11 protein-coding genes are annotated in these 14141 nt (G+C 38.1%); 6 read left to right on the forward strand and 5 right to left on the reverse strand.

Going from position 1 to position 14141, the window contains the following annotated elements:
• Positions 1–12: 12 nt before the first annotated feature.
• Positions 13–1653: an Ig-like domain-containing protein gene (locus DRW42_RS17585; protein WP_113950142.1), complete on the forward strand. Its 1641-nt coding sequence runs from the start codon at positions 13–15 to the stop codon at positions 1651–1653.
• 96 nt (positions 1654–1749) lie between these two features.
• On the opposite strand, the gene DRW42_RS17590 is transcribed toward DRW42_RS17585, so the two are convergent.
• Both DRW42_RS17590 and nadB read right to left on the reverse strand, forming a co-directional pair.
• Positions 1750–2262 carry a gamma carbonic anhydrase family protein gene (locus DRW42_RS17590; RefSeq protein WP_113950143.1) on the reverse strand — a complete coding sequence of 171 codons (513 nt, stop codon included), beginning with the start codon at positions 2260–2262 and terminating at the stop codon, positions 1750–1752.
• 113 nt (positions 2263–2375) lie between these two features.
• The gene (gene nadB, locus DRW42_RS17595) at positions 2376–3962 is read right to left on the reverse strand and encodes an L-aspartate oxidase (protein ID WP_113950195.1); all 1587 of its coding nucleotides are present in this window, start codon (positions 3960–3962) and stop codon (positions 2376–2378) included.
• A gap of 408 nt (positions 3963–4370) precedes the next feature.
• Between nadB and nadA the strand changes: the two genes are divergently transcribed.
• The 3 genes from nadA to thiL all read left to right on the forward strand — a co-directional run bounded on the left by nadA (position 4371) and on the right by thiL (position 7959).
• Entirely contained in the window at positions 4371–5411 is a 1041-nt protein-coding gene (gene nadA, locus DRW42_RS17600) for a quinolinate synthase NadA (RefSeq protein ID WP_425273488.1), read from the forward strand.
• Between the two features lie 110 nt (positions 5412–5521).
• Positions 5522–6760, forward strand: a complete 1239-nt coding sequence (locus DRW42_RS17605; RefSeq protein ID WP_113950145.1) for a dicarboxylate/amino acid:cation symporter — start codon at positions 5522–5524, stop codon at positions 6758–6760.
• Positions 6761–6918: 158 nt separating this feature from the next.
• Positions 6919–7959 (forward strand): thiamine-phosphate kinase, encoded by a 1041-nt coding sequence (gene thiL, locus DRW42_RS17610; RefSeq protein WP_113950146.1) that lies wholly within the window; start codon positions 6919–6921, stop codon positions 7957–7959.
• Between the two features lie 345 nt (positions 7960–8304).
• Here the strand turns inward: thiL and DRW42_RS17615 are convergent, their stop codons facing one another.
• Positions 8305–9690, reverse strand: a complete 1386-nt coding sequence (locus DRW42_RS17615) for a DNA recombination protein RmuC (protein ID WP_113950147.1) — start codon at positions 9688–9690, stop codon at positions 8305–8307.
• A 118-nt stretch (positions 9691–9808) separates the two neighbouring features.
• Here DRW42_RS17615 and purU point away from each other — a divergent pair, with 118 nt between their 5' ends.
• Positions 9809–10648: a formyltetrahydrofolate deformylase gene (purU, locus tag DRW42_RS17620; RefSeq protein ID WP_113950148.1), complete on the forward strand. Its 840-nt coding sequence runs from the start codon at positions 9809–9811 to the stop codon at positions 10646–10648.
• A 551-nt stretch (positions 10649–11199) separates the two neighbouring features.
• Here purU and DRW42_RS17630 read toward each other — a convergent pair.
• On the reverse strand, positions 11200–12339 hold the full coding sequence (locus tag DRW42_RS17630) for an NAD(P)/FAD-dependent oxidoreductase (protein ID WP_113950150.1): 1140 nt from the start codon (positions 12337–12339) through the stop codon (positions 11200–11202).
• A gap of 84 nt (positions 12340–12423) precedes the next feature.
• On the opposite strand from DRW42_RS17630, the gene DRW42_RS17635 reads away from it, so the two are divergent.
• The gene (locus DRW42_RS17635; RefSeq protein ID WP_113950151.1) at positions 12424–13119 is read left to right on the forward strand and encodes a zinc metallopeptidase; all 696 of its coding nucleotides are present in this window, start codon (positions 12424–12426) and stop codon (positions 13117–13119) included.
• A 603-nt stretch (positions 13120–13722) separates the two neighbouring features.
• Here the strand turns inward: DRW42_RS17635 and apaG are convergent.
• Complete coding sequence (gene apaG / locus DRW42_RS17640; protein ID WP_113950196.1) at positions 13723–14109, reverse strand: Co2+/Mg2+ efflux protein ApaG; 387 nt, start codon at positions 14107–14109, stop codon at positions 13723–13725.
• Positions 14110–14141: the final 32 nt, after the last annotated feature.

Here is a 14141-nt window from a genome sequence, read left to right on the forward strand (position 1 = left end):
AACGTTTAAAATATGCCAAATTTAAAAGATCATTATTTTAACCTTAAAATCTTATTGGCTTTTTCAGCCCTGCTTCTATTTTTTGGTTGCGCGAGTATCCAAAGCCCTCAGGGGGGGCCAAAAGATACCAAGCCACCGAAAGTTTTAAGTATGACACCAAAAAATCAGACAAGGAATTTTAATGCAAAAAAAATCATCATCGAATTTGATGAATATTTTAATATCAAGGATGAGTTTAAAGAATTTTCGATTTCGCCCGATCAGGAGAAACTTCCGGTTTTAAAGAAGCGCCAGAAAAGACTCGAAATTGCACTTCAGGATTCCCTGGAAAAAAATACAACATACACCTTAAATTTTGGTAAAGCAATTGCCGATGTAAACGAAGGTAACGTAGTTAAAAATTTATCGTATGTTTTTTCTACCGGCCCCGAAATTGATTCACTATCCATCAGTGGCAAAGTAATCAATTCGCTTAGCGACGAACCAGAAAAAGATGCAACCGTATTTATTCTTCCCTTAGAAAGAGATACTATTTTTGGAAAGAGACGTCCATCCATATATACCACTACCGATAGTGCCGGAACTTATAAATTAAACAATTTAAGAAAAGGTACCTATAAAGTTTATGCGATTAAAGAAAGTAGTGGTGGTGGCGATAAAATCTATCAGCAGACTTCGGATGAGGTAGGTTTTATTAAAGAGCCCCTTGTAATCGATAAAAATATTGACAACATCAACCTGCAGATTTTTAAAGAATTGGCCCCGGAGTTTCGTGTGGTTGACCGAAAATTAAATAATGATGGAAGTATATCAATCAACTTTAATCAGCAGCTTAAAAGTCCTAAAATTACGGTTACCGATCCTCCTGCAGTTGATGTAGATAAGTATGTACATTTTTCGAAGAACAACGACACTGCAAAAGTGTGGTTAAAGGATTTAAGCTTCGATTCGGTAAAACTGGCCATCCAGGATCAGGGTAAAGTATTACAAATTTTAAATTTTACACGTGGTAAAAAAGATACGTATACACGCGAAGTAACCATTAACGATAACCTATCGGGAGGTAAATTAAATCCTTTTCAGCAATTAACGTTAATCTTTCCTTTCCCGATGACTGCTGCAGATCCATCTAAAATTACATTACTCGAAGATTCTGTAAAACGCACCAATTTCGAGCTGGTAAAAGATAGTGTGGATCAGCAAAAATACTACATTAAATATCCCTGGAAAGTTAAAAAGACTTACGATTTAAAATTAGGTGCAGGTGCATTTACAGCTATTTTTAATGCTAAAAATAAAGATGTGCCCAAGAAATTTACACTGGAAAGTCAGGATGCATACACTACACTGGTATTAAACGTAACTGTACCCGATACCAGTAAAAGTTATGTAGTACAGTTCTTAACCGAGAAAAAAGATATTATAAAATCGTATCCGATCAATAAAAATTCAAAGATTACCTTCTCTAAATATCCTGCAGGCAAATATATGCTCAGGGTTGTGTACGATGAAAATAAAAACGGAATCTGGGATACAGGAAGTGTTAAAGGTGGTTATCAACCTGAAAAAGTATGGTATTTAAAAGCCTTGCTTGATCTAAAACCAAACTGGGAACGCGAAGATCCATTGGTGATACCACCTGCTACGCCATAATTAGGTCGTCATCTCGACCGAAACGCAGTGAAGCGGAGAGATCTATCTCGAGACAGATTTCTCGGCTACGCTATGCTCCGCTCGAAATGACGTACATTATTGGGTAAACCAACCCGAATACATAATATAATTATCAGGTAATTTATTTAATAAAGCCCTTTGCTCTTCAGTAATGGGCTTTATTTTTTTGGCAGGTGTACCTGCATATAAGTAACCTGTTTCGCATATTGTATTCTCCAAAACCACAGCACCAGCAGCTATAATACAATATTCTTCAATAATGGCATGATCCATTACAATAGCCCCCATCCCTATTAAAACATTATCCTGAATGGTGCAGCCATGTACTATGGCATTGTGCCCTACTGATACACGGCTACCAATATGCGTAGATGCTTTTAAGTAGGTAGCATGGATTACTGCACCATCTTGTATATTCGATTCATTTCCGATGGTAATAGCATTTACATCGCCTCTAATCACGGCATTAAACCATACCGAACATTTATCACCAATTACCACATCACCAACGATAGTTGCATTTTCGGCAATAAAATTATCTTTTCCTATTTCAGGATATTTATCTTTTACGGGTAGTATTAAAGGCATAATATAATGTTAGATGGATGATGTAATATGGATAATGGGTTATAAATCGATTTGTCATGCTGAGCTTGTCGAAGCTTACAAACAGGTCTTCGACAGGCTCAGGCTGACAGGGGCTAAAAAACAGTATCTACAAGCTCCTTAGCATGTTCAGGATAATCTGTCGTGAAATGTAATCCCCTGCTTTCTTTACGTTGCATAGCCGATTTAATTACTAAATAAGCGGTTTGAATTACGTTTCTTAATTCACAAAGTTTAACAGATACCTTATTCTTTTTATAAAATTCTTCCGTTTCCTGATAAATCAGGAATAAACGGCGATGTGCCCTTTCCAAACGGAAATCGGAACGTACAATACCAACATAATCGCCCATAATTTTTTGCAGCTCCCTTAAATTATGCGTTACCAAAACATCTTCATTACTCTGGGTAACCCCTTTAGAATCCCACTCAGGAATATGATCAGGAATAACATTGCTTTTAAAGTTTTCAATCGCATCCTGGTAAATTCGGTGTGCAAAAACAGTAGCTTCTAGTAATGAGTTGGAAGCCAAACGGTTAGCACCATGTAAACCTGTTGACGAACATTCTCCGCAGGCATATAGATTTTTGATAGAAGAACGTCCGTATTCATCCACCAGGATACCTCCACACATATAATGTGAGGCAGGTGTAACCGGGATATAATCTTTCGTCATATCAATCCCAATTGATAAACATTTTGCATATATATTAGGAAAATGTTTTAAAATATCCGCTTTCTTACGCATTGTAATGTCCAGATACACAAAGTCATCGCCTGATTTTTTCATTTCGTTATCTACTGCACGGGCCACAATATCGCGCGGAGCAAGCGATTTACGCTCATCATACTCCTGCATAAACTCCTCACCGTTCTTACGTCTTAAAACACCACCAAAACCCCTAACAGCCTCCGAAATAAGAAACGATGGATACTCCCCGGGATGATATAAAGCAGTTGGATGGAACTGAATAAACTCCATATTCCTTACTTTTCCTTTTGCACGGTAAACCATCGCCATACCATCACCTGTTGCAATAACCGGATTTGTTGTAGCCGAATATACATGACCCGCACCACCCGAAGCCATCACAGTCACATTTGCCACAATCTTTTCCACATCGTTAAGCTCTGTGTTAAAGGCATATATCCCATAACAGTTAATATCTTCGGTACGCTTATCAACAAATTCACCCAGGTGATGCTGTGTGATCAACTCCAGTGCGAAGTAATGTGTTAATATCTCTATGTTGTTATTCTCATGTATTTCATTTAGCAACACCCTTTCAATCTCGTATCCGGTGATATCTTTATAGTGTAAAACACGATGTTCAGAGTGTCCACCTTCTTTAGCTAAATCGTAGAATCCTGAGTTGTCTTTATCGAAATTTATACCGTAATCAATGATCTCCTGAATACGCTGAGGCCCCTCTTTTACAACGATTTCCACAATTTTTTCATCACATAATCCATCGCCCGCAATCAGCGTATCTTCGATATGTTTTTCAAAAGAATCACCCTTATCTACCACAACTGCAACACCGCCCTGGGCGTATTTTGTGTTAGATTCGTCTTCATTCGACTTCGTAACAATTAAAACCTTACCGAATTTTGCAGCCTTAAGTGCAAAACTCAAACCCGCTATACCTGAACCGATTACCAGAAAATCTACTTTTCTCATTAATAAAAACATTTACTTTATCCACGATGTTAACAACTAGTTGATAAATGTTAACTCAATGTCTAAATTATCCTAACAAATAAATTTGAATGTTTAAAGCTACTCTAAAAACACAATTTGCCACAATCTTTTGCGCAATTTTTAAGCAGCTTTATACAAGTAATTAACTTTTTCCCCACTTATAAACAATTAACATTCCGGTATTGATAAAAATTGAGACGTTTTTCGATAAGCCTGAAAATCAAACTTATGATATTAGATAAATGTAATCTAAATGTTAGTAAACGATTAATAACTTATCTTAAAGAAAGAATTTTCTGAACTTGCCAACATTATTAACACACTAATAAACAAACAAGATTTATTTATTTAAAATAACTTATTAATTATTGAGACGTGGAAAGCTTTATCTTTGACCAACGTCAAAATTCAAAAAAGGAAAATTTTAAAATGAACATAGATGTCTTAGAAGAAATCAACAAAAAAGGTTTCGCAGAAGAGGAAATTGATCCTACGCTCGATCTTTTTGCAGAGATTGAGAAATTAAAAAAGGAAAAGAATGCCATTATCCTCGCACATTATTACCAAGAACCTGACATACAGGATATTGCGGATTATATTGGCGATAGTTTGGGATTATCGCAGGAAGCTGCAAAAACGGATGCTGATGTAATTGTATTTGCTGGTGTGCATTTTATGGCCGAAACAGCAAAGATTTTATCGCCAAATAAAACGGTTTTATTACCTGATGTAAAGGCAGGTTGTTCATTAGCAGACAGTTGTCCGCCGCATTTGTTTAAAAAGTTTAAGGAAAAATATCCTGATCATCTGGTAATCACTTATGTAAACTGCACGGCCGAATTAAAAGCTTTAAGTGATATTGTCTGTACAAGTACCAACGCAGTGCAGATTGTGGAAAGTTTACCGAAAGATCAAAAAATCATCTTTGGACCAGATCGTAACTTAGGTGCTTACGTTGCGAAAAAAACAGGCAGGGATCTGGTATTGTGGAATGGTGCCTGTATGGTACACGAAATTTTTTCGCAGGAAAAAATTACAAAACTAAAAGAACGCCACCCAAATGCTAAATTTATAGCCCACCCCGAATGTGAAGAAGTGGTTTTAAAAATGGCTGATTACATTGGTTCAACAACCGGTTTGTTAAAGTACACCATTACCAACCCGGCTACTGAATTTATTGTGGCAACCGAAAGTGGGATTATCCACCAGATGGAAAAAGCAAATCCGACAAAAACGTTTATTCCGGCGCCACCAAATAACAGCTGTGCCTGTAACGATTGTCCGTATATGAAAAGGAATACTTTAGAAAAACTATATTTATGTATTAAAAATGGTTTGCCCGAAGTTACTGTACCTCAACATATTATTGAACAGGCAGTTAAGCCTATACAACGGATGCTGGATATTTCGGCAGAGCTGGGGTTGTAATAAATAAAGTCGTCATTGCGAGGAGGTACGACGAAGCAATCTTAAAGCGCACGCTACCTGCGATCGTTGTAGGATTGCTTCGTGCCTCGCAATGACGGAAAAATAATTATATGGAAAAAAATAACATTCTTAAAAATTACGCTGGCTTATTGTGGCTTTTGGCGGGTATAACCGTTGGGAGCATTGTAGGCTTGATTTTTGGGAAAAGCGTTGAAAGTATTAAGCCCATGGGCGATATATTTTTAAACCTGTTGTTTACTGCCGTTATTCCATTGGTATTTTTTGCGGTTTCATCAGCCATTGCAAATATCGACAGAAGTAAAAAATTAGGGAGATTATTAACCGTAATGGTTTTGGTTTTCCTGGCTACCATACTGATTTCAGCAGTTTTGACTTTGGTAGCTACCTGGATTTTTCCGATCCATCAGCAATTGGGAAATGCAACTTTACCTGCCGAGCCTGAAAAAATACAGTCACTTGGTGAGCAGTTGACCCAACTTTTTACTGTTGGAGAGTTTTTTGAGATCGGCAGCCGGAAAAATATGCTCGCACTGATTATTTTTTCGGTTTTGGTTGGTTTTTCTACCCTATATGCTGAAAAAGAAGGCGAAGGATTTAAAAAGTTCCTGGTTTCGGGTAATGAAGTGATGAAAAAACTCATCATTTTGATCATGAAACTCGGTCCCATAGGTTTGGGTGCCTATTTTGCCTATCAGGTTGGAGTTTTTGGTCCACAGCTTTTTGGTACCTACGCAAAGGCATTAGGTTTGTATTATGGAGTTGGCGCATTTTATTTTATTGTTTTTTTCACTTTATATGCTTTTGTAGCGGGCGGATTTAAAGCCATAAAAGTGTTCTGGAAAAATAATATTGTGCCTTCTTTAACCTCAATCGGAACCTGTAGCAGCATTGCCACTATTCCGGCAAATTTAGAGGGAACTACAAAAATGGGTGTGCCGGCATACATCACCAACGTAACCATTCCACTAGGATCTACATTGCATAAAGATGGCTCAAGCATTAGTTCCATTATAAAAATTGCTGTTGTTTTTGCCATCTTTGGTAAAGATTTGGTGAATGTTGATACCATTATTTTAGCTTTGGGTATTACCGTTTTGGTGAGTATAGTTGAGGGTGGAATACCAAACGGAGGTTATATTGGCGAATTATTGATGATTTCGGCTTACCAATTACCACCGGAAGCTTTGCCACCAGCGATGATTATTGGAACTTTGGTTGATCCGATGGCTACTTTGTTAAATGCTACCGGCGACAATGTTGCGGCCATGCTGATTGCCAGGTTTACCGAAGGTAAAAATTGGATGGAAAATAAAGATTTGTCATCCTGACGAAGGGAGGATCTGTTTGTATAAAGCCCTAGCGATAAAAATCGATACAAGTTGTGCTCAGAATGACAATTCAATTTTTTAAAAATAAAAAATAAGGGCTTAGCCCTTTATAAATGTATAATTATTAATAAAAGCCCCTTAAGGGGTTTGGGGTGAATATGTTTGAAAATAAAGAGCGTACAGATATTAATGAATTAGGTGAGTTTGGGTTAATTAAACACCTGACTACTAATTTTAAAATTAAAAACGATTATTCAGTAAAAGGCGTTGGTGATGATGCAGCTGTTTTGGATGCAAAAGGAAAACAGACCTTAATTTCAACCGATTTATTGCTGGAAGGAATCCACTTTGATCTGGCTTATGTGCCATTAATGCACCTGGGTTACAAGGCAGTGCAGGTAAACCTGAGCGACATTTATGCGATGAACGGAAAAGCCAGTCAGATTACCGTTTCATTGGGTTTATCGAGTAAATTTCCTTTAGAAGCTGTTGAAGAAATTTATAAAGGAATTGAACTGGCCTGCAATAAATATAACATCGATTTAATTGGTGGCGATACTTCTTCCAGTAAACAAGGCCTGGTGATCAGTATTACCAGTATTGGTTATGCCGATGCCGATAAAGTAGTGTACAGAAATGGTGCGCAGGAACACGATTTGCTCTGTGTTTCAGGTGATTTAGGCGGCGCTTATTTAGGGCTTCAGATTCTGGAAAGAGAAAAATTGATCTATCTGAAAAACCCTCAAATCCAACCTGATCTGGAAGGAAAAGATTACATCATCGAAAGGCAATTGAAACCAGAAGCCAGAATGGATATTGTTGCACTTTTAGATGACCTGAACATTAAACCAACTTCTATGATCGATGTTTCAGACGGTTTAGCTTCTGAAATTTTGCATCTGGCAGAACAATCAGATAAAGGAATTACGATTTACGAGGAGAAAATTCCTTTAGACCCAATGACTTATGAAACAGCCCGTGAGTTAGGTTTAGACCCAACGGTTTGTGCTTTAAGTGGTGGCGAAGATTATGAATTATTGTTTACCATCAGCCAGGAAGATTATAAAAAACTGAAACATGATGTAGATATCACCGTGATTGGACATGTTACCGATAAAAATTCGGGCTGTAAAATGGTTTCGAAATCAGAAAAAGTACATGAGCTGAAAGCCCAGGGCTGGAATGCTTTTAATAAATAGGATAACTACAAATATTACGTCGTCATCTCGACCGGAATGCAGTGGAGCGGAGAGATCTATATCAAGATAGATTTCTCGACTCGTTGCACTTCGCTCGAAATGACGACTTTTTTATGCGATCGTCACCCTGAATTTATTTCAGGGTCTATCATGCCTAAAAGATGCTGAAATAAATTCAGCATGACGAATTCAAACAACAACACTATACTCCGAAAAATAAAAAATAGCAAAAAAATCGTCCTATGTTTGTCGGAAAAAATCACTAACTTTGTAAGTTTTGGATTTTATTTTTAATGAAGTAAATTTCTAAAAAATCGGGAGGCTTCGCCTCCACTTATAGCGAAACTATAAATCTTGCGTGTCGTTTAAATCCAGATATTTAGTGTCAATCTGTTTGGTAGCTTTCGCACCCAATTTTTTAATCTTTTCGGAAGTATTGGTTAAATTTCCGGCGCCTACTGATAGTTTATTTATGGCTTTATCATAAGCATCCTGTCCGTTTTTGATGTGTTTGCCTATATTTTCCATGTCGGCCACAAAACCCACGAATTTATCGTACATACTGCCGCTCAAACGTGCAATTTCCATTACGTTGCGGTTTTGGCGTTCCTGTTTCCACATGCTGGCGATGGTACGTAATGTAGCCAGTAAAGTAGATGGACTCACGATGACCACCCTTCTGTCCCACGCAAAATTGAAGAGTTCGGCATCTTTTTGAACCGCAATACTGAAGGAAGATTCGATGGGAACAAACAAGAGCACAAAATCAGGGGAATTGATTTTGTATAAATCCTGATAATTTTTTGACGACAACTCTTGAATGTGATTCTTAATCGAAGCCAGGTGCTGCTTTACATAGCCTTCACGCTCTTCATCTGTCTCTGCTGATACCGAACGTTCATAAGCGACAAGGCTTACCTTAGCATCAACCACAAGATGTTTATCATCAGGAAGATCTATTACTACATCGGGTTGGTAGCGACCGCCTTCGGCGGATATATGCGAGGCCTGAATGCGGTATTCCTGATCGCGCACCAAACCCGAGCGTTCCAAAACCTTTTCTAAAATTACCTCACCCCAGTTCCCCTGTTTTTTACTGTCGCCTTTTAAGGCTTTAGTTAAGTTATTGGCATCTTCCTGGATCTGTTTACTTTGATCCATTAATAATGAAATTACTCCTTTTAATGTATTTCGTTCATCCGATTCTGCTTTGTAAACCTTTTCTACCTTATCTTCGAAAGCTTTAATGTTTTCTTTTAAAGGATTGAGGATAATATCCAGATTGGTGCGGTTTTGCTCAATAAATTTGGTCGATTTTTCTTCCAGTATTTTATTGGCGATCAGCTCGAAATCTTTATTCAGTTTTTGTTGCGACTGTTCGAAACTTACTTTCTGCTCGGCCAGTTTTTCTTTTTCGGCCAGGTAAAAAGAACGGGTACTTTCAAGTTCGCGGTTGGCATCCGCAAGCCGATCGCGTTCGGCTTGTAATTCGTCAATTAAACGTTGCTGCTCCTGTTTAAGCAAAGTGGTAATATGTTCTTTTTCTACCGTTAAATTGGAAACGCGCTCATCGGCTTTAGCCAAACTGATCTTCAAAGATTCATTTTCGCCTTTCATTTTTTCGAAATCTTCTACCGACACAATCGATAGTGCAGCCTGGGGTTTCTTCAATAATAAAATAATCAGAACGATTAAAATAATAGTTAGTAAAGCAATGCCAATGATCTCCATAATGATAAAAATTTTAGCAAAAATGGAGATTTAAAATAGATATACCAAAAAAAATTAGTCAACCTGAACCAGAAAAAACCGTAAAATTTTTCTATAATTGGGCATTAGTATTTTATAAATGAACGCATTAACAGTCCTTATTTCCTGTCCCGACCAGGTTGGTTTGGTTACCAATATCACCCGCGTGCTGGCGGCACATCAACTCAATATTATTGCCATGCGTGAGTTTGTAGATGAAGCCAACAAAGCTTTTTTTACCCGAATTGCCTGCACCGGAAACCTGGAAGATGCAGATAAACTAAAAGAGAAACTTTTAGAAAACCTGCCAAATGATGCGGAGGTAAATTTGATTACCCGGCAGGAGAAACAAATTGCTATACTGGTAACCAAAGAATATCATTGTTTGGCAGAAATACTGATCAAAAACCAGTTTAAAACCCTGGGTGCAAATGTTCAATGTGTAATTGGTAATTACGAAAGTTTAAGGGATTTTACCGAAAAACTGGGCATTCCTTACTTTTATGTTGATCATAATGATAAAGATAAAAGTGTATTTGAAGCTGAAATAAAGGAAATTATCAACCGCTTTGAGGTAGATTATCTCGTATTAGCGAAGTTTATGCGCATTTTATCAGCTGATTTTGTGAAAGATTACGCGGGTAAAATCATCAATATCCACCACTCTTTTTTACCTGCTTTTATCGGGGCCAATCCTTACAAGCAGGCTTTTGAGCGTGGTGTAAAGATTATCGGCGCTACTGCCCATTTTGTAACCGATAATTTGGACGAAGGACCGATTATTACCCAACATACCAATCATGTAGACCATAATTTTGGTGTAAAGGAAATGGTAAGGGCCGGAAAAGAAATAGAAAAAAAAGTATTATTGGAAGCTTTGGAACTGATTTTCGAAGACCGCGTGTTTGTGAGTGGGAATAAAACGGTGGTGTTTAAGTAAAAGCGCTAAGCGTTTGGCAGATTGCGAAGTCGTGAAAAGTCGTCATTGCGAGAAGGCTTTTTCAGCCGACGAAGCAATCTTACAACGATCGATACTTACCCATTAACAGTGGGATTGCTTTGTATTTCGAAGACTTTTTTCTCGCCTACCATCATTTCGAGGAATAATTTATTGCATTTTGCCCGCATGCACAGTCTTGCCTCGGCTTGCCGCCGCCGAAAGGCTCTTTCTTTTTGCTGCCAAAAAGAAACAAAAACCACCGGCTGAAAATTTTTCTTTCGAAGTCAGCAGGATGGCTGGGTCAGTAGAGCCCGAAAAATTTGTTAGGCCGGATTTAATTAGAACGGAGATGTAGTGTTTTGGCCTAGCTGGACGGAAATGCATATTGTTTACAAAGTACTTATTAATAGTTTGTTATGTCATAACATCAATGGTAGTGGAATAGAAAATCTGCAGATTTTATTGTGATCCAGTCGAAATGACCATGTTTTTGGAAGGTATTTAATTGTAAAATAGAGCAAAATCTGCTTCCCCGTTCTTTCAGTTAAAAATTACAAACTCTTCAACAACAGCTCTGCCACATCTTCTCCCGTTTGTGAGCCGATGGCCACCCCCATACCATTACACCTTGTGGCACAAAATACATTTGGCCTGATTTCTTCTATAAAAGGTTCCAGTGTTTTTCCAAAGGCCATAATTCCGCTCCAGTGATAATCGATTTCAAAATCAGTTTTTGGGAGGATTACTTTTTTAAGTAAATCTTTGAGCGCCTGCTGAACAATTTTGGTTTGCCCAAACGTGGTAGTTTCTTCCTTTTCAAAATCGATATTCCGCCCACCACCTAATAAAATCCTGTTATTGATATTTCTAAAATAATAATAACCCTTATCATAATGGAAAGTACCTGCCAATTTTAAATCTTTAATGGGTTTGGTAATTAAAACCTGACCACGCCCGGGCTTGATATCGATATCCGGATAGAGGTCTTTTATAAAGGCATTGGTGGTAATAATAAGCCGTTTACAGAAAAAGTTTCCATTTGGGGTAATCAGATGATGACCATGAGGGTTTTCTTCAATCCGTTCAACCTTGCAGCTATTAAAAATACTGATAGCAAGTTGTTGCGCATATTGAGTTAAAGCCAGCATCATTTTACCACTATCAATCTCTGCTTCATACCGGTTTTCGATCAATGTATTTATATCATTAAAGCCAAAGGATCTGATTTTTTTATTGTTTAAACTAAACGCATCTGAGCCGACAACATCGTTAACAAGACGGTTAAAATGTTCAATTTTAGATACACTCGTATTTGCCAAAGAACTGTCGCTATTTTTAAATAATTCGTAGCCGCCCAAACATTGATAATCAATGCTTTCTTCGCCCAGTAAATTACGCAGTTTAAGTAATCCTTTCCAGCGTTTTTCGATAAGGGCAACAAGCCTGTCGGCACCGATCATTTCTTCCTGCTCAATTAGTTCAGAAATGCTTCCAAAACAGGCAAAACCTGCATTTTTAGTACTGGCACCACTTGGTAAAAATCCCCTTTCGAGTACCGCTATTTTTAATTTTGGGGCAGATTTTTTGAGGTGAATTGCAGCGTTTAAACCCACCATACCGCTACCGATAATGATGGCATCATAATTACAAAAAAATGATTCTTTTTCCCAGTATGAAAGCTTGGTTGGCATACCATAAATGTACTATTTTTTAATTCTTAAATAATATGGGAACGCTTTTTGATATATGCTGAATTGAAAAACATACATAAGAAGATGGGAGTTTATTTAATATTAATCATCCCGGTATTATTGTTGAGCATGTTTGTACAGTGGCGCTTTAGAAACAAGTTTTCTATGTATGCCGAAATGCAATTAAGCTCTGGTTTATCGGGCAAAGAGGTGGCAGAAAGAATGCTGCATGATAATGGGATATACGACGTGAAGGTGATGAGTACCGAAGGGCAATTAACAGATCATTACAATCCAACAGATAAAACCGTTAATTTAAGTACAGATGTGTACTATAGCCGTAGCGTTGCAGCAGCAGCGGTGGCCGCACACGAATGTGGGCACGCGGTACAACATGCAAAATCGTACAGCTGGCTTAATTTAAGGAGTACTATGGTACCGGTGGTGAGCATATCATCAAACCTTTTACAGTGGGTATTATTACTCGGTGTTATGTTACTGGCTTTTTCGGTTACGCCGATTGTTTTGGCTATTGGTGTAGTGGGTTTAGCGCTGGTAACCGTATTTAGCATTATCACACTTCCTGTTGAGTTTGATGCCAGTAACCGTGCATTGGCGTGGTTAAGGAATAATAATGGCGTTATGCAAACTAGAGAGGAAAACGGACAGGCAAAAGATGCACTCTGGTGGGCAGCCATGACTTACGTGGTAGCAGCGGTAGGTGCACTGGCAAATTTACTTTATTATGCATCGATGCTTTTTGGAAGAAGCAGGGATTAGAAATATCTAATTATGAAAAGCACAGAGCGGCCGGGATGATATCCTGGCCGTTTTTGGTTTAACTAATTTCTATCCATATATGGCATTTTTTCAACCTGATCGTCATTCTGTCCCGAATCTTCGGGATCAGCATCTTTCAAGCCCATATAGACCCTGAAATAAATCCGCGATAGCTATCGGATCAGGGTGATGGCTATATTGAAAATATCGATTAGGAAAGCAGTTTTTGTGGTAGATAGGTTGATTCCAGTCCCGCTCTTTGCTAAATTCCGATGAAAAATCGAAATACCGCTTCGATCGCCTGCCTGCTGCAGGCAGGGGTTTAGGTGGCACGGTGGGAGATACTATTTCGGGTTGCGGGATGCAGAGAACAAATTTTGTAAGTAATATGTATTAAACCTTTAATAGGTGCAGCGGCACTGCGGTTTAAACCTGATTGCAATGGAAAGCCCGTAAACGAGGAACGAGTGCGGACTTGAAATGAAAAGCAGGACTAACTTTAAAATGAAATGCTGAAATTGCTTTTCTAACTTAAATAATAAATCAACGGTATAGATTTCTCCATTTCGCTGCGCTTCAGTCGAAATGACGATTTTCGCTGAATTAATTCAATTTATAAGGGGCGATTAACTGAAATTCGGGTATATCGACATCGAATTCCGAACCATCAATATCGCGTCTCATCAGGTAGGTACCTTTCATGCTACCCATATCGGTTTTGAGGTTGCAGCCTGAAACATATACATGTGTTTCGCCAGGTTGGATAATGGGTTGCAGGCCTACAACGCCTTCTCCTTCTACTTCTCTTTTACTGGAGTTAGAATCGAATATTAACCACTGGCGACGCATCAACTGTACAGCATAATCAGAAAGATTGGAAATTTCTACGCGATAAGCGAACATAAAGTGTTCATTGGCCGGATTTGAATATTCTGGCTGGTAAACGGTTTCTACTGAAACTTTAACCCCGTCTGTAATAGCTGTAACCATGATGATAACGAATGTATGAAAAAACCTTTCAA

The organism is Pedobacter miscanthi (assembly GCF_003315595.1).
Classification (GTDB): Bacteria; Bacteroidota; Bacteroidia; order Sphingobacteriales; family Sphingobacteriaceae; genus Pedobacter; species Pedobacter miscanthi.

Excerpts from the sequence above, each read along its gene's own strand:
- DRW42_RS17635 (WP_113950151.1), top strand. The coding sequence starts at position 12,424 with ATGGGAGTTTATTTAATATTAATCATCCCGGTATTATTGTTGAGCATG.
- DRW42_RS17605 (WP_113950145.1), top strand. The coding sequence starts at position 5,522 with ATGGAAAAAAATAACATTCTTAAAAATTACGCTGGCTTATTGTGGCTT.
- thiL (WP_113950146.1), top strand. The coding sequence starts at position 6,919 with ATGTTTGAAAATAAAGAGCGTACAGATATTAATGAATTAGGTGAGTTT.
- apaG (WP_113950196.1), bottom strand. The coding sequence starts at position 14,109 with ATGGTTACAGCTATTACAGACGGGGTTAAAGTTTCAGTAGAAACCGTT.
- DRW42_RS17630 (WP_113950150.1), bottom strand. The coding sequence starts at position 12,339 with ATGCCAACCAAGCTTTCATACTGGGAAAAAGAATCATTTTTTTGTAAT.
- purU (WP_113950148.1), top strand. The coding sequence starts at position 9,809 with ATGAACGCATTAACAGTCCTTATTTCCTGTCCCGACCAGGTTGGTTTG.
- DRW42_RS17585 (WP_113950142.1), top strand. The coding sequence starts at position 13 with ATGCCAAATTTAAAAGATCATTATTTTAACCTTAAAATCTTATTGGCT.
- nadB (WP_113950195.1), bottom strand. The coding sequence starts at position 3,962 with ATGAGAAAAGTAGATTTTCTGGTAATCGGTTCAGGTATAGCGGGTTTG.
- DRW42_RS17590 (WP_113950143.1), bottom strand. The coding sequence starts at position 2,262 with ATGCCTTTAATACTACCCGTAAAAGATAAATATCCTGAAATAGGAAAA.
- DRW42_RS17615 (WP_113950147.1), bottom strand. The coding sequence starts at position 9,690 with ATGGAGATCATTGGCATTGCTTTACTAACTATTATTTTAATCGTTCTG.